The sequence below is a fragment of the Allobosea sp. FBZP-16 genome (assembly GCF_002831785.1).
GTDB lineage: Bacteria > Pseudomonadota > Alphaproteobacteria > Rhizobiales > Beijerinckiaceae > Allobosea > Allobosea lupini.
This window is the reverse complement of record NZ_LNCQ01000023.1, coordinates 98,085-123,471: the sequence shown is the minus strand read 5'-3', so window position 1 is coordinate 123,471 and position 25,387 is coordinate 98,085. Positions and strand designations below refer to the sequence as shown.

Here is a 25,387-nt window from a genome sequence, read left to right as displayed (position 1 = left end):
GCTCACTCGCCGGTGCTGTCTCCGTCGGCGGATACCACATTGTCTTGCTTCCTTGGGCGTCCGCGGCGCTTCTCAGTGCCGGAGGTATCCACCGTGGCCGTCTCAATCGTCGGCGCTACCGCCACAGTGACCGCAAATCCGGCTTCGACGAGGCGCGATGCCTCGTCGTCCGGAAAGTGGAACTCATCGCCAGGGTCCAGTGTGTAGAACGGCCCGGAGATGCCCACCAGCATCTTAACCAGCATCAGCCAGCGCTCAGCGTCAAAACACCACTGTTGCTGTAAAGGGCGCCAGCAACGTTCGGGTTAGCGGTCGGAAGACCGGTCACAATAACCTGGCCAGCGGCATTCACCGTGAAAACAGCATTGCCGATCTTGAGCGAGCCGCCGGCAGCGATCGTCTCACGGTCGCCTCCCTGCTCTTTGTAGACTTTAGGTTGGTAGCTCATAGCCACTCCTTAAGCAGGGGCGGCCCGAAGGCCGCCCCTGAAGGTTACGCCTGGATGAGGTGCTTGACCGCGGCGGTATCGCCAAGTTCGCCGTCCAGATAGATCAGACCGGCGATGCCCAGATCCGGCCAGTACGACTCGCGTTTGACGCCAATCATCGGCGAGCCGACCTTGCGGACAAAATATTTGCCGAAGTCGCCGAACAGCATGGTCTTGTTACCGGTGGCGAGGTTCGCCATGGCCTGATTGATGCTGTAGCGATAGCCAAGGATATTGCCAGGAACGCCGCTCTGGACATCGCCCATGGTCCAGATGTAGCGACCATCACCGTCCTTGAGCTTACGAAGCGCGGCCAGCGTCAGGTCATTGAACATGAACCGAACCTTCGGGGACTGGCGGTAAGCCGGGTCGACCGAGTGGATAAGGTCAATGATCTCGTCATAGGTGACGGCAGCGACGGCAGCCGCAGTCTTTCCGAGCGAGGAGGCCGTAACGACGCCGTTCGGGTCGCCTGTGCCGTCGCCAGTGGTGAGCTGCAAGTTGGCAATACGGCCAAGGCGCTCACCGAGCAGCGAGCCGAGCAGCGACTCCATGTTGAAGATCGAGTCGCGGGCAAGCTCAAGCGAGAATTTCACCCACTGAGTATCGTAGCCATACGATTCCAGAGACTTCTGACCGAACGCAACGTCCTTGCTGTTGTCATCAGTCATCGCGGTCCCTTCCGCGTGCTGGCCAGCGGTCACCGCAGTGTCGTTGACGGTCGGAATCTTGATCGTGACGCCGTTGGCAGTCGAAATGGTCGTGCAGATGTCCTCGTCATACATCGGCCCCCAGGCCTTCATCGACTTGACAATCTGGTTCGACAGTTCGACCGGAACAGTGTAGCCGCCGGCCGTGGTGGACGTGCCCTGCGTCGAGACCTGAACGCGCTTTTCCGCGTCCGGAACAATACCCGCCTTCAGGATGCCACGCTCTTCGCCAGACAGTTCGTCGAGCGACGCGCCGGAGGCCAGGTACTTGTAGAAGACAGTGCGATATTCAAGCTTCGCGCCCTCGTCCACGCCGCGGGCCTCACCATCGCTGCCGTTCGGGCGCTGCTTCTTGCGCTCTTCCTCGGCACGCTCGGCCAGGCGCCGTTCCGCATCCGCAACCTTCTGCTCGCGGACGATCGTGGCTTCGACCTTGTCGAATTCAGCCATGATGGCGTCGTGACGGGCTTCGAGCTCAGCGGCGCGAGCCTCATCGGTGTTCTTCTTGATCTCGTCGAGAGCCGAGCGAGCATCGACAACAAGCTTCTGACGCTTGTCGTTCAGTTCCTTAAGGGTCATCTATATTCCTGAAATGAAAATGGCCCGCGAAAGCGAGCCTGTTGGTGAAATACTGGCAGGACTCGTCGTCCATGCCCTCCGGCTATGCCGGGTGACTACGAAGCGTCCTGCCGGATGCCCCGAATTCTCTGATTGGTAACCGCTTCGCGCTCCGCGATTCGCCGCGCAGCAGCGATGGCGTTTTGTTTGCGGCGCTCCTCGTCGGACTTCGCCTTACCAGCTTCCGCCCTGGCCGCCTCTAGGTCACGCTTGCCGATCGACGTGTCGTCGTAGGCCGGGAAGGCTACGGCCGACACCTCAAAGAGCTCGACCGCCTCAATCGTGCGGATCGGCGTATCTCCTGTCTCGTCCCAAGACTGCTTGGTGACGCGAAAACCGAAGCTCATTCCAGAAATATCGCCGCGCTCGACAAGTTCCCACAGGTCGTTACCGTCGGTAGTGTTCGGAATGTCGACTTCGATCTTCAGACCACGCTCGTCTTCAACCAGACGGAGCGTTCCAGACTTCGTACGGCCGATAACGCGACCCCAGTCATGGTCAACCAGCGCCCGAATATCGCCCTTGATCGTATTGGCGAATGCACCAGGCGCTACACGCTCAACGAAATAGTCGCCGATTGCCGTATCGCTGTTGAACACCGCCGCATAGCCGCTCAGCGTGCGCTTGTCATCGGCGGCGCGCTTCTCAACGCCAAGGTTTCCGCCGCGCTTTTCAAATTCAGTCATGCGGCTTCCGCCCCGTCGTCATTTTGTGTGTTGTCGTTGTCGGGCGATGGCGGTTCACTACCGCCATCCGCCACCTGCGTCCCCAGCGTGACTGTAGCTCCCTGCACAAGCAGGTTGTCAGCGTCCGGGTTTTCATGCTTCGGCCGGTTCTCGAGCGCGCGGGCCTCGTTCGGCGTCATCTGCGCCGTCTGAATCGCGCGGGCCAAGCCTTCCATGCGTGTCTTGAAATCACCGCGAAGCAGGCCGTCTAGATTGTGTTCGACATACCGCCCGGTGTTGCCGCGACCGAAGAGCTTTAAGTTCATTTCGCCCTCAAGCGCCTCGGCCCACTGACCAATAAGGTGCTTGACAAGGTGCAGATCCTGCTGCTCGGCGTTCGAAAACGTCGCTCGGCTCAAGTCCTGCAGAAACACAGGCGGCAACTGCCACGCTCTGGCGATTTCTTCAACTTGAAACCGCCGCGCCTCGATCATCTGGCTTTTGTTTGGCTCAATCCCGACCGGGTTGAGCTTGTAACCTGGAGGCACAGGGAAAATGGCCTCGCCACCACCCTTAGCCGCATCAATCGACCGTTTAATGTCGGCCTGCGCTCGCTTCATTGCATCGGCGCCAGCCGGGAGTGGCCCTTCAAGGACAAGCGGCGGCACCCCGCCTCCGGCAAAGAAACTCGACCCATAGTCGTTCATGGCGAGAGCAAGCTGAATCGCCTTACTCGCGAGCATAATCGGGCCCCAGTGGCCAAGCCCGTCGGGCTTGAGCATGAAGGGAACATCAATCACATCCGCGGCGGGGTATTCTTTTCCGTCAAACGTATATGAAGTTCGCCCATTGACCCGCTTGATAGTTGTTTTGGTCGGGTCCATCGGCCAAATGGCCTCAGGACTCTGCGCGGAACGCTCAATCCATGCCAGACCGCGACCGCCGGTGAACACCTGCTGCCAAAAGTACTGTGCGAACTTGAACCTATCCTGACCGTCGTTCGGAGCATCGTGAACGATGGTCTGAACCTTACCCGTAAGGCGCTTTGCCCCATCCGCGGTATTGCGGTAGGCGTGCAGCGGCAACGCCGCCATGGTCCGCGAGAGAAACGCCACAGCCGCTGCAACAGCAGGAACCGTTAACGCCGAATCGGTGGTGACGCTTGGCAGATTTGCCGTAGTTAGCCCGAAAAAACCTAGAAAATCGCCGTATCCAGCGGAAACGGCGATGTTTTCGTTAGCTTTTTGCTCGTTTTTGGGCGGCCTTGTGACCTCAAACCCGAATAGTTTCATGCTGCCGCCAAGGTGAATTCCGGGTCATCCCACGGCGATGCCGGGGGCTTGTGCACGACAACCCCATCAACCGCCGCGCCTACGGCCATCGCAGCCGCAACCGCCGGGTCAATGCGAACCGTGCTCTTTTTCTTTGAGAACCACTGATTACCCATCAGCGGGTCCGTCTCGATCGCGACGCCCATCAAAGCGCCAAGCAGAACGGGGCTCGACCTGAGCCGAATCCGCTCTTCCAAAATCAGCGCCTCAAGCGCCGATACGCTGCCAGGCATCCACAGGCCAAGCGGCGGCTCCAAACCCGCTGCCCTTGCCTCCTCGACCTTGGCTTCGTCCGGCTTGGCGCGCTTCTTACCGCCCTGCGGGTGCGCTACTGTTTTGATTTCGGCGCCGTATTCGTTGAGTTCGTCTTCGAACTTGTCGAAGGCATACCGATCAAACGCCAAAACCTCGATGCCGTACTCAGTATTGAGTCGCGCAAACAAAGCCGCCACATGATCGTAACGTATGCGAGCACCTTCAGGAGCGTTAACATATCCCTGGTCGAACCATAACCGATACGGGACGTGATCGGTCTTCGACCTTTCGTCCATTGTATCGCGCGGCGTGAATGCCTCGATCCATAGATCGTAGGTCGGGAGCTCTACTTCTTCCCCGTCCTCGCGCTTGACGGACTTGGTTCCCGTTTCCACGACAAACGCGGCTGCGGTGAGATCCTTTGCGCCAGACAGGTCCAGACCAGCCGCCTTGATACGCTTGCCCCTGTGTTCCTCATAGGGGTCGAAGTCGACCATAACCTTCTCGAGGATGGGGCGCGGTATCCAGGCGGTATCCGCCTCGGTCCAAACGCAAAAGTGCAGGCGCAGAATGCCGTTACGCTTTGACGGGATATCCTTGGCCTGAGCGACAACGCCGGCCAGATAGTCGTGCTTCAGCGTCACGCCGAAAAGCGGGTTGGCCTTCTGCCAGCACGTCGGGTCTGTGAACGGGTCGTCGTCCTTGTCGAGCGCGCAAACGTAGCTGAACGTGCTGTCGTCAATAACCTCGCCGACATAGGTGAAGTCATCGTCCGGCGTCTGCGTGCCCGCGGCCACCTTGACCGCGTGCTGATGCTCGTCCCAGCAAATGCTGTTCCGGTCGCTCCCGCTGTTCGTGATCATAAACAGCAGCGGCTGGCGCCGAAATTTAAACCCGCGCTCGAGCATTTCGATGACCTTGCCATCGGGGTGCTCGTGAATTTCGTCGCAGAGAGCGATGTAAGGACGCGGGCCCGAGTGCGCGCCCTCGCGCGAAATGGGACGGAAGAACGACCGCTTCTTGAGGTACGACAGGTTCCAAATCGGGTTGCCGCCAGACGGCGTCAGTTTCGATTTGAGGGCCGGCGACTGCTCGTACATCGCAACCGCGTCGCGGAAAAGGACGAACGCCTGATCTTTGTTCGCGGCAGCGGCGTAAATCTCAGCCGCCGCTTCGCCGTCCGCAGTCAGACAATAGTGCCCGATGCCGGCCGCTAGTGGAGATTTGCCGTTACCCTTCCCCTCTTCGATATAGGCGCGCCGGAACCGGCGCAGAATTGCACCGTCGGACTCGACACGCTTCCATCCAAAAAGGGAGCCGATCTTGAATGCCTGGCTCGGCGCCGGATGGAACGGACGCCCCTCGAACTGGCCGCCGTTCAGACGCAGAACAGCCGGGAAGAACCGTAGAACGCGGCCAGCCGCTTCCGGATCCCAGTGTATGCCGCGCCCGGGGCCATTCTTGCGGTCGTCGCGATGACGGCGGCAAGCATTCCGCACATGCGGACCGGCCACGATCTCGCCGGCAAGGACAGCCTCAGCGTAAGCGTCAACAGGCCCCGTGGGGTATGGTGGGTTGAAGTGCTTAGGTGTGCCGACTTCAGTCGAAGAACTCGTCGGCTGGGTCTTTGCTTTCGCCATCAGGTTTTGCGCCAGCCTTGCTTGCGTCGGCCGGCGTCGCGCCCATTTGCCCGTAACACTGTCGAAGAAGGTTCAGCGCCTGGACGCCGACGTCGATATCCTTGGGGTCCATCATGCGGCCACGAATGCGCGCAGCAATGGCTAGAAATCCGCGGTGGCTTGAGTTGAGCCAAGGAACCTCAGCCTTGATGTCCCGCCATGCCTCCTTGGCAAAGTCGTTCAGCCAAGGAAAAGGCTCGCCAACATCATCAGTAACGTCCGGCTCGTTGCGGCCCTCGAACTTGGTTCTCTGCTTGTCTGCGTGGCCGGTGAGCTTAGCTTTGGCCTTCGGCGTTCTCGGCCTGGCCATCTTTTGACCTCAACATTTCAATCGAAAAAATGTGCGCGTTGGTTCCCCGCCGTTCCGGCGAAATGGCGTTGCATAAAGGCAACACCACCCCCTACCCCCGTTGTGCGGCGCACAAACGTTGCATTTTTGCAACACTCAGACGGGCCAGCCATCGGCGCCGTATCGAACGACCGTCTTGCCGGCCTCTTCGTTCTGCTTGTGCTTCGAATGGCACTGGCTGCACAGGCTCTGCAGTTCGCCGTGCCAGAACAGCTCGGGGTCGCCGCGGTGCGGCTTGACGTGGTCTGCTGTGTTGGCCTCTGTCACGATCTCTTGCTCGAGACACATGCGGCACAGAGGCTCCGCTGCAAGCTGATAGGCGCGCCTGTCTAGCCAGCGCTTCAACTTATACCAACCGAGCCACGGTCGGGGTGTGCTGTACCTACCCACGACGTTCCCGCTTGAAGGGCACGACACTGTCACGCTCCTCCAGCGTCAGCGCCTTGACTGGGATATGCACAACCGCAACGAGCTCATCGCCATTGCTGGCGATGTTGATGACACGAGCCTGGTCGACGTATTGGCCAGACACGGCAAGCTCTAGCCCGCCGGTGTGTGTGCGAATGATTGAAGCGCGTGCCATTAGGCAGACTCCGCCATAAGCTGCTCAAGCATGGCAACGCACCGATCACCGTATGAAGGTTCCTTGCCTTCCGCTTGCTCGGCAAGGAACCGGCCAACCGTCTGGAATTCAGCGTCGAAGGCGGCGGGATCCTCGGTATAGCGCCGCATCCACTCGTTGAAGGCGGCGGCTACCTTGTTCGTGTCCATGTTCTATCCCTTCAAAGTCACTCCGCTTTCCGCCACCAGCACTAGGCAAGGTGATTGCACGGCCTGCTCACCACGCGGATCTGAGCAGAATGGTTCTTGGAGCCGGCGGCAGGAGTTGAACCCGCACGCGAAACGCTTACAGGGCGCCTGCACTACCGTTGTGCTACGCCGGCAATAGAAGAAGCCAGCAGCGTGCCGCCTTATCACTGCGGCGCTGCTGGCTTGGCGCCCGTCCGCCATCCGGCGGCAATCTGCGCACATGGCCCGAATCACGGGCCGAATATCGAAGGCGGGTTAGGCGGCTCTCGAAACCGCTGCCAACGCGCTATTGGTCGACCCCGACAAAAACCACTGAGAGACAGTATTTCCCGCCGAATTCATGAGGTAGACCGTGCCGGAGTGGAAATGGCGCTGAGCACCGTTCGGCTCGGTTACAGAAACCTCGACCGCGTGCCTCTCAAGCGAATTCGCCTTCCGAGCAGTTACATCCACGCACTCGACGACAATTGTCTCCATCTCGTCGATATGCTTCGCCGTCATCATACTTCGTACTCCGTGAATTACGGGCTCGCGCCCTGATGATTGTAGCCGCTGACCATCCTGCGGCGCTGCTCTTCCGCGGCAGCGGACCCCAAACGAACGGGCAAGCGCAAGCGCGCCGAAGCACAACCGGGAGCGCCCTTGCCATGCGCTTGGATCCCGGTGGGTGATATCGAAGACGGGTAGGGAATGCGCTGGCAAGCCAGCATGCAGCAGCCCTTCACCACGCCGCTACTCGGCGATCAACCCGAGTGCCCGGTTTGTACCCGGTGACACAGAAGGCAATGGAACGGTCCTGCAGAACCTTTTCAGCGTCCGGGTTGCCAAGGTTGCGGCGCATATCGCGCCTCCCGACCTCGCCGTGGGTGCGACCGCACAGCCGTATATCGACACTGCCAAAGCCAACTACTGAGCCAGGGCGGGCGCGCACCGTCCTTGCAGCGGGGCTTACGATCGCCATTTCCGCCTGACCATCTCGTTGCCCATTCGGGCGAATAAGCGCGGAGTGGAATTTGCCACTCCGCTATCGATCGAGGCCGTGCATACACGGACGCTTCGATCGAAATAGCTTCCCACCTCACACTACGACGTTGCGCCTCGTCGCCGAACCCAGCGGCCTGGGTGGGATAGGTATGCTGACGCTTCTGGCGTCGTCAGCTTTAAAACCGCGCCAGCGGTGTTCAAGGCCGCGGGGAGCCGGCCAATCGGCCTGCGCTGCACCAGCAGCGTGCTCAACCCGCGGCATCACGGAATGACGAGAGAAAGGAGGAAATCTCGTCACCCGGAATATGGGGCCGAAGCCCCATCTGCACCGCCAAAGGCGGGGTGCCCATTCCCGCATCTCTTGATCCCGGCATAAAGGCCGCCGGGACTTACTTTGCCCTTACGGGCGCGTGAGGAGGCCGTTCTCACCTCTTTGGCAATTCCTATTCGTACCAATCGCCGTACAGGCGCTCGATCTGCTCTCGGCTAAGAGTTTTGCACTCTTCCTCCAGCCTTTCGACGTCGTGGCCCTGCGCAGTAAGCCTTTTGGCCAAGTACGGCGGCAGCGTTTCGCCCCTGACGAAAATCAGGCACGCCATTTCAAAACTGGACATTCAAATTCTTTGCTGTAACTACTCCTTACCTTACTCCGCACAACTCGGCGGAATCCCTACCCTACGCCGAATGTTTTTTGAGTGACGCTGCAAGATTATCGTTTGCTGCGATCAGACGCCTACGCCCGCCGCCCTTTTTGTCCGCATACGCGCTGGTCTGCCCCGCCGCGATACCTACCTCAGCGTAGCTATCCGCCCTAACAGCCTTGTCCAGCACAGCAAGGTCCGCGCCCTTCATCTCAGACAGGGCAGCGTCCCAAATCTCGCGCTGGACGATCGCGCCACTAACATCCTGCCAGGCTGCTCCACCCGCCTGCCCCGTGGCAGCTACCTTCATTCCGATGAAGTGGTCGGACACAAGATCCCGTGTCGCGGGCAGGCCAGCCGGATAGCGCTTGACCTCCGGCAGTACGGGTGTGTTGGCAAACGCCTCGTCGCGCATGGCGCGCAACTCATCCTTGCTGAACCCCGGGCCGTTCTTGCGCGGCTTGCCTTTGGCCTTCGACGGAACGTCCACGCCGAACGTGTCAGCGAAATACTGGTTGCTGCGCCGCTTGTAGTCGCCGTCGTAGCCTTTTCCACCGCTAGCCCGATCCGCCTGCTCGCGGCATCCGAGCATGGCGCCAACTGGCATCACGAAATTGACTTCCTTCACGGAGCGCCCGCCTGTGCGCTTGAAAGCCTTTTCGGTCTGCGTGCCGTCGCTGAAGCGCAGATTGCCGATGCGGACCGTTTGGCCCTTGGCGTTTTTCTCAACATCGCCAGTCTCGACCTGGCGCATGATCTCTTCAACTGACGGCGTCACGCGTAAGTCGCGCTCGTGGCTGAATGACTTCACCGCAATGTCGTCATTGGCGGGAACCACGGTCCAGTTGCTTTGCATCGGCTCAATGGGGCCTTCCGGACGGTTGCGGTAGGCCAGCAACGCGGTGAGCTGTTCTGCCAAGGAGCCGTGACGAGCCATAGCGATATCCTGATGGGGAGCGTCGGGCGGCGCTGCAGCGTTACCTCTCGGCCGGGAATGCCCAACCCCTCGGAACCGCCCGACTCTTGCTTTATAGCGAATCCTAATTTGGATTGTCAAGACCAGGCGCGCGCCAGTCCGGCACGGCGAGCCCCAGCCGTAGTGACACGGCCGCCAGTATTTGCTCGGCGGCGCTTTCCGGCGTGTCCGCCTCGATGACGATCAGGTCGTGACCGAGCTCGGCAAACTCCGCATGCGCCTCTTTCTGCTCCTTGGACAAGCGCCCTGACTTGCCGTCCACGACACGCTTGTTCTCGACCATGAGAAGCCTGCCAGCCGGGAGGAAGACGCGAACGTCAGCCGCGCCAGCGTTGAGACCGGTCGCCGACGCAATGCCGGTTTCGCGCAAGGTTCGCCTGCCGGCGTTCATGTCGCCTTCAACGCGGATTGGCCAGCCGGCCTGTCGGGCGCGGCGGAGCGCCTTCACCTGCGCCGCCTGAAGATGCCATTCCTTGAGCGGCGCTGCGGAGGTGGATTTGGAATTTGTACGCGCTAAAGAAACCCTACCCATTTAGACACTCCATTTCATTTTTTACAAATTACAAATATATACATTATATAGAGATATTTATAGGAATAAGTATCTGATTTTATTTAGCTTTTGGCGCTTGAAAAAAGGCCTGTTTTCGCATCTCAAAAACAGGCCGCTCTTACAAATCGGAACGCGAGCGTTCTTGCTGTTGTAAATGGGAATTCAAATCCTATCGCTGCGCCTCCATGTGCCTTCTAAGGCTCTCGGCCAATCCGCCTGGCTTAGGTCTCGTCAGGATTTCAGACACTTTGGCGGGGCTTAGTTTACGCCTTACCGCGGGTATGATGTTATCATTGGCCGCCGCCGTCTTTGTCTTAATCGACGCCTCAACCATGCGGTAAATGGCCTCCGGCGTGCCATTGAACCACTCGCCTCGTCGCCATTTTGAGGCGGCATCCGCCTGTGCCGCCGCTTCGATAGCCTGCGCCCCGGCCCGAGACGAACACCTGATCTGCTTATAGACGAAGCATTCGTAAGGATTTCCCGATTGTATCTGGGCAAGTCTCTTGCTGACCTCGTCAGACATCCCGATTTTGCAAAAGGGAAGAACTGGACCTTTTTCTCTCATCCCTACGAAATAGACATAAGACGTCTTTGACATTTGTTTTCCTTATTCTGTTATGGTGTCTATCGGCCAGCTCCGTTGACTCCCGCCGCCAGTACGCTCATGTTCCCGTTCCGTTCACGGAGGCACCTATGGGCAACAAGATCGGCAGCGACTGGGAAGTCATCAGCATCACGCCGGAGGGCAAGCGGGACTGGATAGCCAGTTCCTGCAACGTTTCGGTGGCCAAGGCCGCCTATGAAGAGGCGTTGAAGCACCGCCCCGGGCGCGAGGTATGGTTTGTCCACGGGGCTCTGATTCTGCGGAAAGAGGTGGGGCCGGAGAAGGGGCGCTGAACTAGCGTTCAGCCAGCATAGCCTCGACCAATGCCTTGATCTTTTCCGCCGCGATGGCACCGACAGCCTGTTCTAGGTCGTCAAGCGCGCGGCATGAAGGCGGCATGTATCGCCAACGCTCGTCCTCGGCCGCTTGCGCAGCTTGGGCCGCGTCGAATTCTCGACTGGCCTCCTCGTAACCGCGCTGCCATTCTTCGCGGTTGTAGGTGATAGTATAAGGGTTAGTGGCATAGCCACGCTCGAATGATCGCCTGCCCTCTCTGCGCGGGTTGTTCGACATCAAGCCGCTCTCCCGCAAACCACGTCTCGTCGCGTGTCGGCCCGCCTGGCCAAGGATGCTAGCCGTTCGCGCTCGCGTTCGAACATCTGGCGAGCTCGCTCCCGGGTTATTCCCCTGCGGGCCGCGGGTTCCGCCAAAAGGGCCCCGGCCGCCATGTCCAGCATGTCTTCGCGAAGATCCGGCGCGATTTGGTCGGCGACCAATGCCAAGTCCGCGGCGTGTTCCTGATTGGGCTCGGTGATGGTCACGGAAACCCCAGGCAGCCTGAGCTTGAAGTCTGCGGCCTTCTGCCGGCGCTCGAGGTCGTCACGGCTCTGACTGCGCATGATGAACCGGAGCCACGTGTACGGACTCTTGTCGGTGCGGTAGCTGCGCCAGGTTTCGAACGCCTTGCACAGCGTGGCCTGCACAAGGTCTTCGCGGTCCTGTCGGCTCGCAGTCGGGCGCAGCTTTTTGGCTAGGTTGGCGAGGCTGGGGAGATAGGCCAGCATCGCCTGGTCAAAACTGGCGGGGCGATTGTCGTTGGCGGGTTGGGCGGAGACGAAGATAGCCATCAGGCAGCCCTCTTCAGTTCGCGCTCAACCAGCCAATCGACAAGCGTGACGAGGTTGCGGGAGTTGATTGATCGATGGCGCCCGTATGCGTCCGGTACCCGAACAGAGGGGTCGTCGAAATGGACAAAAACCGGCACGTCGTAGAACCCGTCATCCCCGACGCGGGCCTTATCGGGCACCCCGATGTATTCGACCGTCCCGGTCTCCTCGTCCAACGGGTGCGGGAGGTCTGCATTAACTCCGGCCCGGTAGATGACCCGATCGCCCGCTTTAATATGCCGGACAGGCCGATACTTGGGGTCATAGGACGGGATGGTGACGGCGATTTCCATGGTCTTGGGGGCGAGCCCCAGCGCCTGCTTGATTGCTTTGAGCATGGTGATGTCCTTGGTGACTAAGGCGGCGCTGGCGCAGCCGCCTTAAGTGGTTATGACTAGAAGGTCGGTGAACGACTGATTGCCACCGCCCGTCCATTGACGACGAGCGTGTCGACCATCGGATAGCGAAGCACCCATCCATCTTTTTGAATGACTTCCTCCATCGACCGATGAAGGCGGATGGCATCGCGCCCTCGTGTCGATCGCGCCGAGGACACCATCTTTCGAAACTCGGCGCGATCGACATATGGCGTGTCGTCGGGGACAAAGTGCCCGTCACCCACCGCTGCGACGGACGCCGCAGCAACCGGAGCAAGAACTGTGGCCGGGACGAGGGCGAAGAACGATCGACGGTTCATAGGGCGGCCCCCATGTTCGGCACGAGATACCCGCCGTCGAGAAGAACGGGGTTGGCCTTGACGTATTCCGCACGACGCGCCAGGCGAACGCGGTCCTGTTCCTGCATGTACGTCTCTCGGTGCGCGATAATCGGCTCGAACAAATCGAGCATGCGAACGAGGTTGCTTCTCAATTCCTCCGCGCTCGTGCCCGACGCGTCAAACGAGAACGTCGGAAGCTCAGAAGACATGTAGACCGTGGAGTACGGCTTTACGGATGCGCGCCACCTGTGCTTTCGCGTGAAGTGCTCCCTAGCGGAAACCGTAATCTCAACGTACCTAGACGCGGCCTTTTCAATCAGTTCTGTGAGCATGTCGTCCTCCAGGTTATGCGGCCTCTGCCGCGGGTGGTGGGGTTACGCTGCTGCGCTATCGCCAGCAGCGTCGTTGTCGTTCGCCGAAGGCCAGGCCTCTGGCGGTATCTCGATCGAGGTATTGTCGCGGACCCATTCGAGACCCTTCTGGATGTGGACCCAGCCGTTGGAGGCGCGAGGAAGATGCTCTTGCATCTGCTTTGCGCGCTTATAAGCAATCCCTATGCGTCTATGGAACGACGAAAAGCTCTCATATGCGCCTACGTCTTCAACGTTACGAGGTCTACTTCGATTGCCAGCAATATTTTCGGAAACCCAAACTAGCCCCGTTGGTACATGTACCCACCCGTTTCTAGCAGTGACGAGCCCCATCTTCTCCCAGTACGGGACTATTCCTGCGCTGTATCCGCATCTGACACCAAAACTCGACCGACTTTCGTAGTTCTCTGGGTCGTCCACCCCTAATGGTGGAATTCTGTCGGAGTTAAGTTCGGCCATCCAAGCCAGCCCCTCTTGGACTGGAACCCACCCGTTGTGGGCCGCAGGCAGCCCCCTTCGCTGTAGCGCTATAACCCACGCCGACCCGCTCCCGCCGACCATCTTGGCGAATGCGCGCTTTGAGACGAATTCGCTTGTTTTATCCGGCGAGCGCCTAAGTGATGGGTGAGTATCCACCCAGTTATCCGCCTCAACTTTAGGGACGTAACGACCGACCATAGGCATCCCCATCTTAGGCCAATGTTTGACAGTTCCGTATTTTTCGTTCCTGCTGTTGGCAAATTCTACAAGAGTTACACACCCCTCCGGCACGATACCCCGCATCTCGCGCAGATCGCCGTCGTACTCACCGATCTCTCTCCCGGTAGGAAACTCGTATCCGCAGTCGCACACAGGTGCCCGCTCAGCGCGAACTTCCTTGCATTCAGGGCAACGGCGCGGGCCGTGCGCACGTCCAGCCAGCCGCCGGCTACGAGCGCCGCCGTCCAGCGACCAGGTGGTGGGCAGGTCAAACCAGTCGTGGTCCAACCACAACCCTGCGTGATCGAAAATCAGCGCCTCCGACTTACCATCCGCGCGACGCAGAACCCGCCCGATCATCTGGAGGAACAGCGCCAGGCTCTTCGTCGGGCGCAGCAAAATGACGGCGTCGATCGCCGGGAGGTCAAAGCCTTCCGTGAAAACATCCACGTTGGACAAAACCTTGATTTCGCCAGACGCCAGTTGCGCTACGGCCTCGTCTCGTTCGGTGGCCGGCGTCGTCCCGTCGACATGGAGAGCCGGGATACCTTCCGCATTGAACCGCTCAACGAGCGCCTTGCTGGCTTCAACGCCAGCGCAAAACACAAGCGCCCTCTTCCCGTCCGCCTTGGCGCGGTATTCGGCTATAGCGTCCCCGATGAGAACGGGCGCGTTCATGGCCTTAGCCACGTCTTCCTTGCGGTAATCCCCGGCCCGTAGTTTGGCGCCGGTCAGGTCCGGCTCGCTTGGAGCGAAATAGCGGAAGTCGGACAGGTAGCCCGCGTCGATAAGCTCACGCGTTGACGGCCCGACCACAAGCTCGGCGAACCATTCAGCCAAACCCTTGCCGTCCAACCTTTCAGGGGTCGCCGTCAGTCCGAGGTGCTTGGCGCTGGCAAGCTGCTCGCGAATTGCGGACCAAGACTTGGCTGCGACGTGGTGACACTCATCCCAGATGACCAGCGCGGGCGGCGGAAGGTCCGCGAGCCGACGGGCAAGCGTGGCAACAGAGACGACCTGCACGCGCTTACTATATTCAGGTGCACCCCGCGGCGAGATAATGCCGTGGCCGATACCAGCCGCCGCGAACGCAGCCGAGGCTTGTCGCTCGATTTCCTGGCGGTGGCAGATGAACCAAACTGTGCCGGGTTCATTGCGAACAATCTCAGTAGCCGCCCGCGTCTTGCCCGCGCCCGTCGGCATCTGCAGGACCGCGCTACCGCTGTTTGATAGCGCCGCAAGGGCGCTATCAATAGCCGTGACCTGATACGGACGAAGCGCGCTCACGCCATCCTCTCCTTCTGCCGAATCCAGCACATGACACGCAGAACCATTTTGCGTGCGGCCGGGCTCAAACGGTTGGCGTGACCAAGCGCAATGCGCAGGGCCTCGAGAGCGCGCGCTGGCGCGTCAGCCATGAGCCACACCTGCGCGGCGCGGATGGCTGAGTTGAAGCTGCGCTGCGTTGGGTTGACGATGCGGGGCGCGGTCATGACCGCACCGTGAAACGCGACTCGGGAAGATAACTACTCCACCGGCCGCCACCCAAACTAACCGTCAGGCACGGTACGCCGCCCATGACCAGACGCGCAAATTCAGCGCCAGAACGGTAAGAGGAAATGGCGCGCTCCGCACAGACCCGAGAAACTAATCGCAGCAACGGGTTCATGCCGCGCATGCCAGCGTCAAACCAGCGTGTGTACATTGCAGAGAGTCTGGCGTGCGCCTCCTCCCACGAATAGCCGATTTCAACGGCGCGCTGGATAGCGGCCTCAAGGCCGGTGCGAGACCACCAGTTGCGGATATACTGCGGCGCCTGCCGCATAGACGTTTTGTTTTTGACCATGACCGCTCCCCTTTCGCGGCCCATGAAAAACGGCCGCATCGGTTTCGATGCGGCCGTTATAGCGATTCCTAATTCGTCTTGCAATAGCGATTTATAATTTATTTTTGGAAGCGCTAGCGCTTGGCTTGTTCTCGGCGCGCGCGCTGTCGGTTGGGCTTGGTTTCCAATTCGGCAGTTTGACGTCGTCAGGGTCGATGAAGCTGTTTACGTCGAAGGTATCGGCTCCGGCGAGCAAAACCTCGATCTGCCCCTCGGTCTTCAGCGGGTTCGGCTCCCCCGCCCGCTCGAGGGCAGCAAGTGCGCTAAGAGCCATGGCGCGCGGCATCGACTTAATGGCGGTCGCGCGCGGGATCCTCAGAGCGTCGACGATCTTCCACCAGTTTCGCGGTAGGCCGCCCTGGTTGGTTTCGACCTGGTAAATCCGTCCCTGGCTTAACCCGACTGCAGCTGCCAACTCAGTGGATTCCATTCCGCGCACCTCGCGCACGTAGCGAATGAGCTCGCCGAAGTTCATTGACATGGATCAACTCCTAACTCTGTGTGCGGCGCAATAACGCATCAACTAGCGAATTGCAATTAGGTTTCGCTTGACAATCCAAATTAGGATTCGCTATAACGATTCCACGGTTAACGTGAGGTGCTTTGATATGGCGAGAGCGATGGCGACCACGGAACATGACCGCGCCGAGATTACCAGACGCGCGGCCGGCGGCGAAAGCGCCGCTGTCATCGCCCGTGCTCTTGGCTTGAATGACGACACGGTTCGCAACACGGCAAGGCGCCTTATTCCGAGCGCTTTCCGTAAAGGGGCGGTGCGTGGCGCGGTCAATGACAACATCGAGGTAATTCAAAAGCGCATGCCTCATCAGGTGAGCTGGAGCACGGATCCGACGCAATCGCATCTTGTGACTCTGCCGCGTTTGGCATGCCTCTCCTGACTCCTTCTGACTTAGGATTGTGATCCTATACGTAGGAAGGTTAGTCTGGTTGAGGGGTGACGCGTATGCCGGGGCCGTCCTTGTTTGGTGGCAAAAATGTGACGCCGCACGCTGAAAGTGCGCGCTCGATAGCTACAAGCGACGTGGTTTTGGCCGTGCCGCCATTCTCAATAAGGCTGATGGTATTCGCTGCTAGCCCGCATTTTTCCGCGAGTTCACGGACGCCGAGCTTAAGGGCGGCCCGCGCCATGCGGATCTGAACTGGGTGGATCAAGGCCGGTACACCGTACAAGTGCATATTGACAGCGTACCAGCCGGAAGGCACAGACGCGTACAAGGGTAGCAACACGGCTGAATAAAACAACCTTTCGGTGCGCGACGAGCGCACAGCAGCCTACGCCTACCCAGTTTCCAACAGTGTGTTTTTTAACCGTGGCCTTGGCCGCGAAGCGAAGCTTTTGCCTGGAGGAAAAAATGCAGGAATTCATGATTGGCGATCAGGTGGCGACCTTCGTGGAGGGCGCCATTGTCGGTGACCGGATCGACGAGCGCGGCCAGATGTTCAAGGTCGCTTACGAACTGCCAGGCGGCGAGATCCGCACGCGCTGGTTCTACCCGGAAGAACTTTATCACGACGACGATTGCGACGGAGGCTGTTGCTGCGAGGCTGAGCACTTGGCTGCGGCCAATGCGGCTTTGAACTGAGGGAGGGAATGATGAGCAAGTTTAAGGTTGGGGATCGGGTGCGCACGAACGGTGATTTCACCTTCGATCCGAACGAGGGCGTCATCACGTCGATCGAAGACACACGTCACGCGGTGCGTGTCGACGGGGAGGGTTCGTACTCCTGGACCTATTATGAGCGGGAGCTTGAGTTAATCGCCAACGCCCCCGCTCTCACCATCCAGGCGGGCAAGTTCTACAAGACGCGAGATGGCCGTAAGGTCGGGCCGATGGTCCGCGGCAGCGGCGGCGGCAGCCGTGAATACGCGTGGACTGCGCCACAGAAGGTGGGCGACTTCGTTACATCGTGGACCACAGAAGGCTTGTATCACGTTGGAGATAGGCGACCGGAAATTGCAGCGTGCGACCTGATCGCCGAATGGGTGGACGAGCCCGTTGCCTCGGCAACCGTAACGTTCAAGGTGGGTGATCGGGTTCGTTGCGTGCGGGACTACCCAGGCCAGTTCACCAAGGGCAAGGAGTACGTCGTTCGGTATTACGATTCCGAAGATAGCCGCCTAGGCGTTGTCTCTGATGACGAGGGGGACGAGAACGGGTTAGGAGCGAGCTATTTCGAGCCAATCACCATCAAGGTCGGCGACTGGGTCCGAACAGACAACGGTGAAATCGGGATCGTGCTGCACGACGACCAGACGGAAATTCATCCCTACTTGGTCGGCTATGTTGGCGCTACCGACATTGATGAAGCGTCTGAGTGGTGCGGAGCCTACGAACTCACAGTCGTCCCGCCTGGCACAGCGAAAGCCAGCAACGACAACGCGCCCATTCTGGCTGAGATCGACGAGCTCGAGCAGCGCCTGAGTGACCTTCGCGCGAAGCTTGCCGCTTGATCAACCCCGACCACCACCACCCGGCGGTTAGCGCCGCCGGGGTTTAAAAAGGAGCACTAATTGGCAATCGCGCTCAACACACTGCGAAAGCAGTCAGGCCGTGGCCACCCTCCCGTGCTGTCGATGTACGGGACCGGCGGCGTCGGCAAGACCAGTCTTGCGCTTGAGTTCCCAAGTCCGCTGTATCTCTACACCGACGGTGAGGCGCCGCCTGACGGCGTGGACTTCACACCTGCGCCTATCGAGTCGTTCGCCGACCTGATGGACCCGGACGAGGGCTACTTTTCTCAGCTGCTGTCTGGCGAGCACGACTTCAAGACCGTTGTAGTGGATAGCGTCGACGCATTCGAGCCCATGCTGTGGGCGGCGACCTGCAAGCGCCAGGGGTGGGACTCCATCGACAGCAACGACAAGGGATCCCCGACCGCATTCGGCAAGGGATATCTGGCTGCCGATGACGAGTGGCGCGACGTCATGGCGGCGGCGGGCGCTGTGGCGCGCTCCGGCCTATACGTCATCTTCATCCTGCACAGCGAGGCCAAGACGTTCAACGATCCGCTCGTGGATTCGTATGACCGCTACAAGCCGAAACTGCAGAAGCGGGCAGTCGATATCGTTACCGAGAAGAGTGACGCTTTGCTGTTCCTCAACCGTCGCCACACGCTCAAGACGGTCGACGGCAAGGGCTTTGGCGCGAAGAAGGAGACCAGGCCGGAGGGTAAATCTGGCGAGGAACGTTTGATCTACACGGACGAACGGGCCGGGTTTCTAGCCAAGAACCGAATGAGCATGCCCGGCGTGATTACCTACAAGGCGGGGCAAGGGTTCGCCGAACTGTCGAAGCATATCAAGTTCGACAACGACAACAATACGGCCCGCGCCGCAGCTTAACCAGATTCCGTTACGTAATGTTTGAACGTCCATTCATTACGGAAATTGACTGGAACGAACGTTTGTAAGCGAATTGTATGCAAGTTGCACAAAAGACACTTGCTCGCGTATAACGTTTTTGTAACGATTAAAAAATGTGCGGCAACGACCGCGCCAACAAAAAAAGCGGCGGCCCGGGGGCCCAACTGAATTACAAATCAGCGATAAACAATACCGCTACGGCGGTAAACGAAGGAGCGTTGCCCAAAATGGCGAGTATTGCAGGTTCTTATAATCCGGATGCCGAACCGAGTTTTGGCTATACGCCGCTCCCGGCCGGTGAATACCAGATGGAGATTGTCGAAAGCGATTACGTTGCTACAGCAAGCGGTTCCGGCATGATCCTGAAGTGCAAGGCGCAGATCGTCGGCGGTGACTACGACGGTCGACCGTTCTACATCAATTACAACCTCGAGAATAAGAACGAGACAGCGCAGGAAATCGGTCAGCGCGACTTCGCCGGCCTGCGCCGAGCGACTGGCGTGCTTGAGCTTTCCGACAGCGAAGAGCTCCATTTCAAGACGTTCAGCGTGAAGGTCGGCGTCAAGGCACGCAAAGACACTGGCGAAATGGAAAACGTCATTCGCGAGTATCTGTTCGACCGCGGCGAGACGGCATCAGCCCCCAAGCCTGCCAACAACGACAACCGCCAGGCGGCTACCGCCGCGCCTGCCAAGGCGAAGCCCTGGTCCAAGAAGTAAAGTCGACGGGCGGCGACTTCAGTCCTGCAAGATAGCAGTCGCCGCCCGTTCCCCCTTACCGTAGCAAAGGAGTGCGCTATATGGCGCAGGTCGACAACGCGCACAACCCCCGTGCGGTTCCGGGGAATAACGAACCGCCGAATACGAAGGACCACGCTTGGTCAACTTACCGCGACGTCTCTGGTTTCCTTGCGGAAACGCCGGTCATTCAGAGTGAAGACACGGCGCGAGAGGCCAAACTGTTCTGGGATCGCGCCAAGATTTCCTTGGACGAAATGGAAGAGGACCGCGATAGCCAGGTCCGCCCCCTGAACGAACAGGTCAAGAGCATCAACGCCGGCTTCAAGGAAGTTAGCGGGCCGCTTGGCAAGTTGAAGGACGAGCTGCAGTCCCGCATGGCGGCGTTCGCGCTTGCGGAGGAAAAGCGCAAGGCCGCGGAAGCCGAAGCGCTCCGGGTTGCAGCGCGTGAAGCCGAGCGCGTGGCGCGGGAGGCGGAGGCCCGGGAACAGGAAGCCATCGCCAACGCGTCGGAAGGCGAATTCACCGACGTCGGCGACGCGATCGGCGAGGCCAATGACGCCTTCGCAGACTACAAGGTGACGAGCCTGGCAGCTGCTCGAGCCGAACGCGACGTCAAGGCGCGCATCGGTGGCGGATTGGGCCGCGCGTTCACTCTTCGCACCAGCGAGGTCTTGGAGGTGATCGACGCGCCGTTGGTGCTGGCGGAGTTAATAGCGCTGGGAGGGGCGGTGCCGGCCAAGGTTGCGGACGCCCTGCTTAGCGCGGCGCGCGACTATCGCAAGCTCAAGGGCAACCTGCCCCGCGGCGTCAAAGTTACGAATGAGCGGGGGTGAGGTATGAGTTGGCCTGAAGCACTTGTTGCATCGGTCGGCATTGTTACTGGCGGTCTGTTTATGGGCTGGTTCGCCTACCTGGCCGCCAACCGCTAATTCCAACTACTGCGCCGCGCACCGCGCGCAGTAGCCCCCTCACATCACAGGAACACCAAATGCGCGCGTCTTTCGAGCGCAGCGAACTGCTGCGCCTATTGGGTCCGGTCACTAAGGTGGTCGAAGCCCGGAATACCATTCCAGTCCTCGGCAACGTTCTGCTTGCCGTGACGCCGTCAGCGGACGGCATCACCGACGGCTCCGTCAGCGTTACTGGCACGGATCTTGATATCAGGATTACTAACCGCGGGGCGGCTAAAGTAGCTGAGGGCGGAGCCGTTACGGTGTCTGCTAGCAAGCTCGGCGACATCGTTCGCAAACTTCCGACCGGCGCTGATGTTTCCATCAGCATCGAGCCTAACAATCTGATTGTGAAATCGGGCCGTAGCCGGTTCAAGCTCCCGACGCTACCCGCAGAGGACTTCCCCGACATCACGGTTGGCGAGTTCACGACAACCTTCACAACCGACCTGGCGGCGCTGTTCAAGCCGGTTTCGTTCGCCATCTCGACGGAAGAGACCCGCTTCTATCTGAACGGTATCTACCTGCACGCCGTGGATGGTAAGCTGCGGGCCGTGGCGACGGATGGGCATCGCCTCGCGCAACATGACGGTGCCGCCGCTGAAAGCTTCCCCGGCGTCATCGTCCCGCGCAAGGTTGTCGGCCTAGTGCCCCCCGGCGAGATCGACGTCAGCATTTCCAGCACGAAGGTTCGCTTTGTGTCGGACGCGCTTGAGGTGGTGTCTAAGGTTATTGACGCAACATATCCCGACTATCAGCGCGTTATTCCCCGCGATAACGCCAAGGTCGCGTCTGTTGATCGTGCCGCCTTGTTCGCCGCTGCCGATCGCGTGTCGACGATCTCGAGCGAGCGCGGCAGGTCTGTGAAGCTATCGTTTGCGGACGGCTCCTTGGCCCTGTCTGTCAAGAGCGACGAGGGCTCAGCCGAAGACGAGCTTGCAGTTGGTTATGATGCCGAGCCGCTGGAGATCGGATTCAACGCCTCGTATCTACGCGACGTGCTCGGCACCTTCGGTGACGAAAGCGTTCTGCTGCGCTTGAACGACGCCAGTAGCCCTGCCGTGATTGATGCGGGCGGCCCCATGCTCTGCGCCCTGATGCCGATGCGCGTGTCGTGATGGCCTACAGCACAGTTTATGTCCGGGCCGAAGTCGATATCCGCGACGTTTTCAGAGAGTGCGATGACGACGACTTTGAAGACGAGTTGAAGCGGCGCGGCATAATGCCAGACGAAGACCTGCACGAGGCGCTGCGTAGCGCGCCAATGCAGGATTATCCGACGATCGTTGAGCGCATGACGCGACCAAAATGGTCGAGCTCTGTTGCTTGCCTGCGTCAGTACAACAAGGAGATGGCCCGATGACCTTTGAATTCGCGCACAACTTCCTCCGCAAGCTGATGAACGTTGAATGGGAGCAGTTGCCGTTTCTGACTGAAGCGCAACGCGATAATTTCTTCGCTAACCCGCACACGTTTTTCATCCGCGCTGACGACGAAACGGCGCGCAAGATTTGGGAGGTGCTTTATCCCAAGCCCCCGCAGGCGCGGGACGGGGTGGCGGGCTGGGATTTTTGGCGCCGCGAGACGGGCGACGTGAAGGTCATTCCGTTTGAGCGGAAATGGTCGCCCGAAGTGCGCGTGGGCGGCATTCCGCCAGCGCAGGGCACGACGGCGGATGTGGACCCGCACAAGACGTACACGGTCAACTGATGACGGCGCGTCGCCACGAGGAAATGACCAGTGAGGGCGTGTGTCCTCGCTGCGGTGACACCTGCGGACGTGATGAGGTTGACGTCGGGGTCGGCGTCATTTTCGGGCCGTATGGCTGTCACTGCGGCTGGTCTGAGTACGAAGAGTACGACGCCGAGTTTGGCGGGGGCTACCAGCCAGGTGGCGGCTATCTCGATCCGAATGGCGGTTTCTGGCCCGAGCAAAATCCCGTCATCCGGATTATGCGCGCTAGCGAGGCCCTTGCGTCCTAATGGCTCCCCTCCCCCAAACCACCACGATCAGCCCGACCGTCCTGGCGATCTATCGGGCGTATGAGCTTGCAGCTACGGACTGGGATTCGTGGGGCATCTCGGTCGGGGACATCGGCCTGGAATGCGACCGCGCCCTTTGGCTGGCCATGCGGTGGGTCAGCGAGCGCGAGTTTATCGACGGACGCAAGCGTTCGATCTTTGAGACGGGCAACCTCTGGGAGGAGCGCATCGTTGCCAACCTTGAGGCGGCCGGCTGCACCGTGTGGGGACAGCAGGACAAGATGCGGTTTGCCCACGGCCACCTTCGGGGAAAGCGCGACGGCGGGGTGTCCGGCCTCATCGAAGCGCCCGTTACCGAACACCTGCTCGAGGTGAAGTCGCACAAGGAAGACAAGTTCAACGAGGTCAAAAAGAAAGGCGTCAAGGTTGCCCAGCCCACCCACTATGGGCAGTGCCAGCTCGGTTGCCACGCCTTCGGCCACAGCCGCTGGGCCTATGTCATCGTCAACAAGAACACCGACGAGCGGCACATCGAGCGTGGCGACTACGACGCTGACTACTGCCTTCGTCAGATCGCCCGGGCCGAGCGAATTGCGTTGAGCCCGGAGCCGCCTGCTCGGCTTTGCACCAAGGAAGACGACTTCCGCGGCGTGTTCTGCCGGCAGAAGGACGTTTGCTGGGGCAATGCAATGCCGCGGGTGCATTGCCGGTCGTGCATTCACGCGTCAGCCGAGCCGCATGGAGACGCCGCCTGGTCGTGCGGGCGCTGGCAAAAGCCGCTCGGCATCGACGAACAGCGCGAGGGCTGCCCCAACCATTTGCATATTCCGGCTCTTGTCCCGGCTGAGCAGATCGACGTGGACGAAGAAAACGAAACGATCACCTACCGCCTGCCTTCGGGCGAACTCTGGATTGATGGGGCGAGCGCCTAATGCCTATCCGCTACTATCAGCGCGAAGCCGTCGACAGCATCTTTGACTACTGGAAAGAAGCCGACGGCAACCCGCTGGTCGACATGGCCACGGGTGTCGGTAAGTCAATCACGCTCGGAACGTTGTTTGAGGAACTTATTCGGGACTACCCCGACTTGCGCCTGCTCAACGTCGTGCATGTGATTGAGCTTGTGCTGGGCAACTACGCTGAGTTCCTTGGCCTTTGTCCGTTCGCGCCCGCCGGTGTTGCCGCCGCTGGCGCGAACCGCCGCGACTACAAGGCACAAGTTCTCTTCGGCCAGATCCAGTCGATCTATAATAAGGCTGCAGAGATCGGCCACGTCGACGTGCTGGCGATCGACGAAGTGCACTTGGTCCCGAACAAGGAAAACGCGATCTACCGGCAGTTCATCGACGCGCTGCGGACCATCAACCCAGACCTGAAAATAGTTGGCCTGTCCGCAACGGTCTATCGCCTTGACTCCGGCCGGCTGGACGAAGGTGACGACAAGCTTTTTGACCGAGTCGTCTACACCTATTCCATCCGCCAGGGCGTGGATGACGGCTATCTTACCCCGCTCTCGAGCAAGCCGCTGTCCACGAACTATGACGTCGCTGGCGTCAGCAAGTCGATGGGCGACTACAAGTTCAGCGACTACCGTGAGGCGGTCGACACCGACGACCTGAACAAGCGCGTTGTGCAGGAGGTGCTGGACGTCGAGGGTACGCGCCGCAAGTCGCTGATCTTCACCCGCGGCGTTGAGCACGCCAAGCGGATGCGGGACGCCTTTCAATTGGCGGGCCGCGCCGTCGAAGTCGTTCACGGAGGCACGCCAGCGGGCGAGCGCAGGAAGCTCATCGAGGCGCTGAAGTCCGGCGAGCTGTGGGGGCTGGTCAATGACAACGTCCTAAGCACGGGCACGAATATCGTAGGCGTCGACCTCATTGTTGACTGCTACCGCACGATGTCGGCGGCCAGGTATGTCCAGCGCGCCGGCAGGGGCACGCGCGTCGTATACCCGCCGGGGTTCGACCCGGAGTCTGTGGACGCCGAAGCCAGACGCGCCGCTATCGCGGGCCATATCAAGCCGAACTGCCGGTACATGGATTTCGCCGGTAATATCAAAGAGCACGGGCCGGTGGACATGATCCAGCCGCGCAAGCCCGGGAAGGGACAAGGCGAGGCGCCGATCAAGGTCTGCCCTAGCTGCTTTGAGATCAACCACGCCAGCGTGCGGCGGTGCTCCTGCTGCGGCCACGAGTTCGACATCGAGGAGAAGCCGCGGTTTGAGGCCCGGTCGGACACCGCGCCGATCCTTAGTGTGACGTCGGCGGAGTGGCTCCCCGTCCGGTCCCGTAAGTTCCGCTATCACGAAAAGCTCGGCGGGCTGCCTAGCGTGCGTGTCGAGTTCGCTAGTGGGTTGACCACGTACAAGACCTGGCTTTGCCCGCAGCACACCGGCTTCGCCAAAAGCAAGGCGGATCGATGGTGGCGGCAGCACGGCGGGCAGACGCCGTTTCCTAGCAGTGTGGATGAGTGGTTGAGCCGCGAGTCGGAACTGGTCGCCACCGCAGAATTCGCGATCAAGCCGAAGCCGAGAAGCAAGTATTTCGACGTCACTGACTTTAGGCCCGCAAACGACAACGTGCCCTCGGCGAGTAACGATAACCGCCCTGCCGCAGAAATCTTGGAAGACTCGATTCCGTTTTGAGTGCTGCGCGTATGCGCAGCACAGCAAACAAGGTGAGACCTATGACACAGACCACGCCACAGGAAGCTATTGTCCGAATGCTTGTCAATAATCCGCAGCCGATGGGCTTCGATACTTTGGCATCTGCCGTGTTGGCGGTTCTAGCGCACGAGGGCTGGGCCGTTGTTCGCCGGGAGACTGCG

The 25,387-nt window shown here is 60.0% G+C and carries 36 protein-coding genes and 1 tRNA gene; 12 read left to right on the top strand and 25 right to left on the bottom strand.

Going from position 1 to position 25,387, the window contains the following annotated elements:
• Positions 1–2 precede the first annotated feature (2 nt).
• From CXY91_RS10325 to CXY91_RS10260, 15 genes are all read right to left on the bottom strand, one after another.
• Positions 3–245 (bottom strand): hypothetical protein, encoded by a 243-nt coding sequence (locus tag CXY91_RS10325; RefSeq protein ID WP_100961056.1) that lies wholly within the window; start codon positions 243–245, stop codon positions 3–5.
• Positions 245–448, bottom strand: coding sequence for a hypothetical protein (locus CXY91_RS10320; RefSeq protein WP_100961054.1), 204 nt, complete (start codon positions 446–448; stop codon positions 245–247). The genes CXY91_RS10325 and CXY91_RS10320 overlap by 1 nt, the downstream gene beginning before the upstream one ends.
• A gap of 44 nt (positions 449–492) precedes the next feature.
• Positions 493–1,776, bottom strand: coding sequence for a phage major capsid protein (locus CXY91_RS10315; RefSeq protein ID WP_100961052.1), 1,284 nt, complete (start codon positions 1,774–1,776; stop codon positions 493–495).
• Between the two features lie 95 nt (positions 1,777–1,871).
• Positions 1,872–2,501 carry an HK97 family phage prohead protease gene (locus tag CXY91_RS10310; protein ID WP_100961049.1) on the bottom strand — a complete coding sequence of 210 codons (630 nt, stop codon included), beginning with the start codon at positions 2,499–2,501 and terminating at the stop codon, positions 1,872–1,874.
• Positions 2,498–3,772, bottom strand: a complete 1,275-nt coding sequence (locus CXY91_RS10305) for a phage portal protein (protein WP_100961047.1) — start codon at positions 3,770–3,772, stop codon at positions 2,498–2,500. The genes CXY91_RS10310 and CXY91_RS10305 overlap by 4 nt, the downstream gene beginning before the upstream one ends.
• The gene (locus tag CXY91_RS10300; protein WP_100961046.1) at positions 3,769–5,706 is read right to left on the bottom strand and encodes a terminase large subunit; all 1,938 of its coding nucleotides are present in this window, start codon (positions 5,704–5,706) and stop codon (positions 3,769–3,771) included. Before CXY91_RS10300 ends, CXY91_RS10305 begins: the two co-directional genes overlap by 4 nt.
• A complete protein-coding gene (locus CXY91_RS10295) occupies positions 5,666–6,055 on the bottom strand; it encodes a hypothetical protein (RefSeq protein WP_100961044.1) in 390 nt (129 codons plus the stop codon). Before CXY91_RS10295 ends, CXY91_RS10300 begins: the two co-directional genes overlap by 41 nt.
• A gap of 135 nt (positions 6,056–6,190) precedes the next feature.
• On the bottom strand, positions 6,191–6,382 hold the full coding sequence (locus CXY91_RS10290; RefSeq protein ID WP_100961042.1) for an HNH endonuclease: 192 nt from the start codon (positions 6,380–6,382) through the stop codon (positions 6,191–6,193).
• 94 nt (positions 6,383–6,476) lie between these two features.
• Positions 6,477–6,626: a hypothetical protein gene (locus CXY91_RS30140; protein ID WP_158673352.1), complete on the bottom strand. Its 150-nt coding sequence runs from the start codon at positions 6,624–6,626 to the stop codon at positions 6,477–6,479.
• A 50-nt stretch (positions 6,627–6,676) separates the two neighbouring features.
• The gene (locus CXY91_RS10285; RefSeq protein ID WP_100961040.1) at positions 6,677–6,865 is read right to left on the bottom strand and encodes a hypothetical protein; all 189 of its coding nucleotides are present in this window, start codon (positions 6,863–6,865) and stop codon (positions 6,677–6,679) included.
• A 97-nt stretch (positions 6,866–6,962) separates the two neighbouring features.
• Positions 6,963–7,038, bottom strand: a tRNA-Thr gene (locus CXY91_RS10280).
• A 121-nt stretch (positions 7,039–7,159) separates the two neighbouring features.
• Entirely contained in the window at positions 7,160–7,408 is a 249-nt protein-coding gene (locus CXY91_RS10275) for a hypothetical protein (RefSeq protein WP_100961038.1), read from the bottom strand.
• Positions 7,409–8,563: 1,155 nt separating this feature from the next.
• Complete coding sequence (locus CXY91_RS10270; RefSeq protein ID WP_100961036.1) at positions 8,564–9,466, bottom strand: hypothetical protein; 903 nt, start codon at positions 9,464–9,466, stop codon at positions 8,564–8,566.
• Positions 9,467–9,569: 103 nt separating this feature from the next.
• On the bottom strand, positions 9,570–10,037 hold the full coding sequence (locus CXY91_RS10265) for a VRR-NUC domain-containing protein (RefSeq protein WP_158673351.1): 468 nt from the start codon (positions 10,035–10,037) through the stop codon (positions 9,570–9,572).
• Positions 10,038–10,227: 190 nt separating this feature from the next.
• On the bottom strand, positions 10,228–10,659 hold the full coding sequence (locus CXY91_RS10260; protein ID WP_100961032.1) for a GIY-YIG nuclease family protein: 432 nt from the start codon (positions 10,657–10,659) through the stop codon (positions 10,228–10,230).
• A 95-nt stretch (positions 10,660–10,754) separates the two neighbouring features.
• Here CXY91_RS10260 and CXY91_RS10255 point away from each other — a divergent pair, with 95 nt between their 5' ends.
• Complete coding sequence (locus CXY91_RS10255) at positions 10,755–10,958, top strand: hypothetical protein (RefSeq protein ID WP_100961030.1); 204 nt, start codon at positions 10,755–10,757, stop codon at positions 10,956–10,958.
• Position 10,959: 1 nt separating this feature from the next.
• Here CXY91_RS10255 and CXY91_RS10250 read toward each other — a convergent pair whose 3' ends face one another.
• From CXY91_RS10250 to CXY91_RS10225, 9 genes are all read right to left on the bottom strand, one after another.
• Positions 10,960–11,238 (bottom strand): hypothetical protein, encoded by a 279-nt coding sequence (locus CXY91_RS10250; RefSeq protein ID WP_100961028.1) that lies wholly within the window; start codon positions 11,236–11,238, stop codon positions 10,960–10,962.
• Positions 11,238–11,792, bottom strand: a complete 555-nt coding sequence (locus CXY91_RS10245) for a sigma-70 family RNA polymerase sigma factor (RefSeq protein ID WP_100961026.1) — start codon at positions 11,790–11,792, stop codon at positions 11,238–11,240. The genes CXY91_RS10250 and CXY91_RS10245 overlap by 1 nt, the downstream gene beginning before the upstream one ends.
• Positions 11,792–12,169: a hypothetical protein gene (locus CXY91_RS10240; RefSeq protein WP_100961024.1), complete on the bottom strand. Its 378-nt coding sequence runs from the start codon at positions 12,167–12,169 to the stop codon at positions 11,792–11,794. The genes CXY91_RS10245 and CXY91_RS10240 overlap by 1 nt, the downstream gene beginning before the upstream one ends.
• A gap of 56 nt (positions 12,170–12,225) precedes the next feature.
• Positions 12,226–12,528: a hypothetical protein gene (locus CXY91_RS30135; protein WP_158673350.1), complete on the bottom strand. Its 303-nt coding sequence runs from the start codon at positions 12,526–12,528 to the stop codon at positions 12,226–12,228.
• Positions 12,525–12,881, bottom strand: coding sequence for a hypothetical protein (locus CXY91_RS10235; RefSeq protein ID WP_100961022.1), 357 nt, complete (start codon positions 12,879–12,881; stop codon positions 12,525–12,527). The genes CXY91_RS30135 and CXY91_RS10235 overlap by 4 nt, the downstream gene beginning before the upstream one ends.
• A gap of 42 nt (positions 12,882–12,923) precedes the next feature.
• The gene (locus tag CXY91_RS10230; protein WP_158673349.1) at positions 12,924–14,906 is read right to left on the bottom strand and encodes a DEAD/DEAH box helicase; all 1,983 of its coding nucleotides are present in this window, start codon (positions 14,904–14,906) and stop codon (positions 12,924–12,926) included.
• The gene (locus CXY91_RS30130; protein ID WP_158673348.1) at positions 14,903–15,112 is read right to left on the bottom strand and encodes a hypothetical protein; all 210 of its coding nucleotides are present in this window, start codon (positions 15,110–15,112) and stop codon (positions 14,903–14,905) included. Before CXY91_RS30130 ends, CXY91_RS10230 begins: the two co-directional genes overlap by 4 nt.
• On the bottom strand, positions 15,109–15,465 hold the full coding sequence (locus tag CXY91_RS30125) for a hypothetical protein (protein WP_158673347.1): 357 nt from the start codon (positions 15,463–15,465) through the stop codon (positions 15,109–15,111). The genes CXY91_RS30130 and CXY91_RS30125 overlap by 4 nt, the downstream gene beginning before the upstream one ends.
• Before the next feature lie 91 nt (positions 15,466–15,556).
• Positions 15,557–15,985 (bottom strand): helix-turn-helix domain-containing protein, encoded by a 429-nt coding sequence (locus CXY91_RS10225; protein WP_100961017.1) that lies wholly within the window; start codon positions 15,983–15,985, stop codon positions 15,557–15,559.
• Positions 15,986–16,124: 139 nt separating this feature from the next.
• On the opposite strand from CXY91_RS10225, the gene CXY91_RS30120 reads away from it, so the two are divergent.
• Positions 16,125–16,403, top strand: a complete 279-nt coding sequence (locus tag CXY91_RS30120; RefSeq protein WP_158673346.1) for a hypothetical protein — start codon at positions 16,125–16,127, stop codon at positions 16,401–16,403.
• A gap of 40 nt (positions 16,404–16,443) precedes the next feature.
• On the opposite strand, the gene CXY91_RS10220 is transcribed toward CXY91_RS30120, so the two are convergent.
• Positions 16,444–16,653: a helix-turn-helix domain-containing protein gene (locus CXY91_RS10220; protein ID WP_100961886.1), complete on the bottom strand. Its 210-nt coding sequence runs from the start codon at positions 16,651–16,653 to the stop codon at positions 16,444–16,446.
• Positions 16,654–16,877: 224 nt separating this feature from the next.
• On the opposite strand from CXY91_RS10220, the gene CXY91_RS10215 reads away from it, so the two are divergent.
• The 10 genes from CXY91_RS10215 (at position 16,878) to CXY91_RS10165 (ending at position 25,205) form a co-directional block, all read left to right on the top strand.
• Positions 16,878–17,108 carry a hypothetical protein gene (locus CXY91_RS10215; protein ID WP_100961015.1) on the top strand — a complete coding sequence of 77 codons (231 nt, stop codon included), beginning with the start codon at positions 16,878–16,880 and terminating at the stop codon, positions 17,106–17,108.
• An 11-nt stretch (positions 17,109–17,119) separates the two neighbouring features.
• Positions 17,120–17,977 carry a hypothetical protein gene (locus CXY91_RS10210; RefSeq protein ID WP_158673345.1) on the top strand — a complete coding sequence of 286 codons (858 nt, stop codon included), beginning with the start codon at positions 17,120–17,122 and terminating at the stop codon, positions 17,975–17,977.
• A gap of 60 nt (positions 17,978–18,037) precedes the next feature.
• A complete protein-coding gene (locus CXY91_RS10205) occupies positions 18,038–18,868 on the top strand; it encodes an ATP-binding protein (RefSeq protein WP_100961011.1) in 831 nt (276 codons plus the stop codon).
• Between the two features lie 134 nt (positions 18,869–19,002).
• On the top strand, positions 19,003–19,608 hold the full coding sequence (locus CXY91_RS10200) for a DUF669 domain-containing protein (protein ID WP_100961009.1): 606 nt from the start codon (positions 19,003–19,005) through the stop codon (positions 19,606–19,608).
• Positions 19,609–19,688: 80 nt separating this feature from the next.
• Positions 19,689–20,462: a hypothetical protein gene (locus tag CXY91_RS10195; protein ID WP_100961007.1), complete on the top strand. Its 774-nt coding sequence runs from the start codon at positions 19,689–19,691 to the stop codon at positions 20,460–20,462.
• A gap of 155 nt (positions 20,463–20,617) precedes the next feature.
• Positions 20,618–21,697: a DNA polymerase III subunit beta gene (gene dnaN, locus CXY91_RS10190; protein WP_100961005.1), complete on the top strand. Its 1,080-nt coding sequence runs from the start codon at positions 20,618–20,620 to the stop codon at positions 21,695–21,697.
• On the top strand, positions 21,694–21,942 hold the full coding sequence (locus tag CXY91_RS10185) for a hypothetical protein (protein ID WP_210202602.1): 249 nt from the start codon (positions 21,694–21,696) through the stop codon (positions 21,940–21,942). Before dnaN ends, CXY91_RS10185 begins: the two co-directional genes overlap by 4 nt.
• Positions 21,939–22,289 carry a hypothetical protein gene (locus tag CXY91_RS10180; RefSeq protein WP_100961001.1) on the top strand — a complete coding sequence of 117 codons (351 nt, stop codon included), beginning with the start codon at positions 21,939–21,941 and terminating at the stop codon, positions 22,287–22,289. The genes CXY91_RS10185 and CXY91_RS10180 overlap by 4 nt, the downstream gene beginning before the upstream one ends.
• A 271-nt stretch (positions 22,290–22,560) precedes the next feature.
• Positions 22,561–23,493 carry an oxidoreductase gene (locus tag CXY91_RS10170; RefSeq protein WP_100960997.1) on the top strand — a complete coding sequence of 311 codons (933 nt, stop codon included), beginning with the start codon at positions 22,561–22,563 and terminating at the stop codon, positions 23,491–23,493.
• The gene (locus CXY91_RS10165; protein WP_100960995.1) at positions 23,493–25,205 is read left to right on the top strand and encodes a DEAD/DEAH box helicase; all 1,713 of its coding nucleotides are present in this window, start codon (positions 23,493–23,495) and stop codon (positions 25,203–25,205) included. The genes CXY91_RS10170 and CXY91_RS10165 overlap by 1 nt, the downstream gene beginning before the upstream one ends.
• Positions 25,206–25,387 lie beyond the last annotated feature (182 nt).

Bases quoted from the DNA above. Each gene is read 5' to 3' on its own strand.
- CXY91_RS10325 (WP_100961056.1), bottom strand. From the start codon at position 245: ATGCTGGTTAAGATGCTGGTGGGCATCTCCGGGCCGTTCTACACACTG.
- CXY91_RS10320 (WP_100961054.1), bottom strand. From the start codon at position 448: ATGAGCTACCAACCTAAAGTCTACAAAGAGCAGGGAGGCGACCGTGAG.
- CXY91_RS10315 (WP_100961052.1), bottom strand. From the start codon at position 1,776: ATGACCCTTAAGGAACTGAACGACAAGCGTCAGAAGCTTGTTGTCGAT.
- CXY91_RS10310 (WP_100961049.1), bottom strand. From the start codon at position 2,501: ATGACTGAATTTGAAAAGCGCGGCGGAAACCTTGGCGTTGAGAAGCGC.
- CXY91_RS10305 (WP_100961047.1), bottom strand. From the start codon at position 3,772: ATGAAACTATTCGGGTTTGAGGTCACAAGGCCGCCCAAAAACGAGCAA.
- CXY91_RS10300 (WP_100961046.1), bottom strand. From the start codon at position 5,706: ATGGCGAAAGCAAAGACCCAGCCGACGAGTTCTTCGACTGAAGTCGGC.
- CXY91_RS10295 (WP_100961044.1), bottom strand. From the start codon at position 6,055: ATGGCCAGGCCGAGAACGCCGAAGGCCAAAGCTAAGCTCACCGGCCAC.
- CXY91_RS10290 (WP_100961042.1), bottom strand. From the start codon at position 6,382: ATGTGTCTCGAGCAAGAGATCGTGACAGAGGCCAACACAGCAGACCAC.
- CXY91_RS10285 (WP_100961040.1), bottom strand. From the start codon at position 6,865: ATGGACACGAACAAGGTAGCCGCCGCCTTCAACGAGTGGATGCGGCGC.
- CXY91_RS10275 (WP_100961038.1), bottom strand. From the start codon at position 7,408: ATGATGACGGCGAAGCATATCGACGAGATGGAGACAATTGTCGTCGAG.
- CXY91_RS10270 (WP_100961036.1), bottom strand. From the start codon at position 9,466: ATGGCTCGTCACGGCTCCTTGGCAGAACAGCTCACCGCGTTGCTGGCC.
- CXY91_RS10265 (WP_158673351.1), bottom strand. From the start codon at position 10,037: ATGGGTAGGGTTTCTTTAGCGCGTACAAATTCCAAATCCACCTCCGCA.
- CXY91_RS10260 (WP_100961032.1), bottom strand. From the start codon at position 10,659: ATGTCAAAGACGTCTTATGTCTATTTCGTAGGGATGAGAGAAAAAGGT.
- CXY91_RS10255 (WP_100961030.1), top strand. From the start codon at position 10,755: ATGGGCAACAAGATCGGCAGCGACTGGGAAGTCATCAGCATCACGCCG.
- CXY91_RS10250 (WP_100961028.1), bottom strand. From the start codon at position 11,238: ATGTCGAACAACCCGCGCAGAGAGGGCAGGCGATCATTCGAGCGTGGC.
- CXY91_RS10245 (WP_100961026.1), bottom strand. From the start codon at position 11,792: ATGGCTATCTTCGTCTCCGCCCAACCCGCCAACGACAATCGCCCCGCC.
- CXY91_RS10240 (WP_100961024.1), bottom strand. From the start codon at position 12,169: ATGCTCAAAGCAATCAAGCAGGCGCTGGGGCTCGCCCCCAAGACCATG.
- CXY91_RS30135 (WP_158673350.1), bottom strand. From the start codon at position 12,528: ATGAACCGTCGATCGTTCTTCGCCCTCGTCCCGGCCACAGTTCTTGCT.
- CXY91_RS10235 (WP_100961022.1), bottom strand. From the start codon at position 12,881: ATGCTCACAGAACTGATTGAAAAGGCCGCGTCTAGGTACGTTGAGATT.
- CXY91_RS30130 (WP_158673348.1), bottom strand. From the start codon at position 15,112: ATGACCGCGCCCCGCATCGTCAACCCAACGCAGCGCAGCTTCAACTCA.
- CXY91_RS30125 (WP_158673347.1), bottom strand. From the start codon at position 15,465: ATGGTCAAAAACAAAACGTCTATGCGGCAGGCGCCGCAGTATATCCGC.
- CXY91_RS10225 (WP_100961017.1), bottom strand. From the start codon at position 15,985: ATGTCAATGAACTTCGGCGAGCTCATTCGCTACGTGCGCGAGGTGCGC.
- CXY91_RS30120 (WP_158673346.1), top strand. From the start codon at position 16,125: ATGGCGACCACGGAACATGACCGCGCCGAGATTACCAGACGCGCGGCC.
- CXY91_RS10220 (WP_100961886.1), bottom strand. From the start codon at position 16,653: ATGGCGCGGGCCGCCCTTAAGCTCGGCGTCCGTGAACTCGCGGAAAAA.
- CXY91_RS10215 (WP_100961015.1), top strand. From the start codon at position 16,878: ATGCAGGAATTCATGATTGGCGATCAGGTGGCGACCTTCGTGGAGGGC.
- CXY91_RS10210 (WP_158673345.1), top strand. From the start codon at position 17,120: ATGAGCAAGTTTAAGGTTGGGGATCGGGTGCGCACGAACGGTGATTTC.
- CXY91_RS10200 (WP_100961009.1), top strand. From the start codon at position 19,003: ATGTGCGGCAACGACCGCGCCAACAAAAAAAGCGGCGGCCCGGGGGCC.
- CXY91_RS10195 (WP_100961007.1), top strand. From the start codon at position 19,689: ATGGCGCAGGTCGACAACGCGCACAACCCCCGTGCGGTTCCGGGGAAT.
- dnaN (WP_100961005.1), top strand. From the start codon at position 20,618: ATGCGCGCGTCTTTCGAGCGCAGCGAACTGCTGCGCCTATTGGGTCCG.
- CXY91_RS10180 (WP_100961001.1), top strand. From the start codon at position 21,939: ATGACCTTTGAATTCGCGCACAACTTCCTCCGCAAGCTGATGAACGTT.
- CXY91_RS10170 (WP_100960997.1), top strand. From the start codon at position 22,561: ATGGCTCCCCTCCCCCAAACCACCACGATCAGCCCGACCGTCCTGGCG.
- CXY91_RS10165 (WP_100960995.1), top strand. From the start codon at position 23,493: ATGCCTATCCGCTACTATCAGCGCGAAGCCGTCGACAGCATCTTTGAC.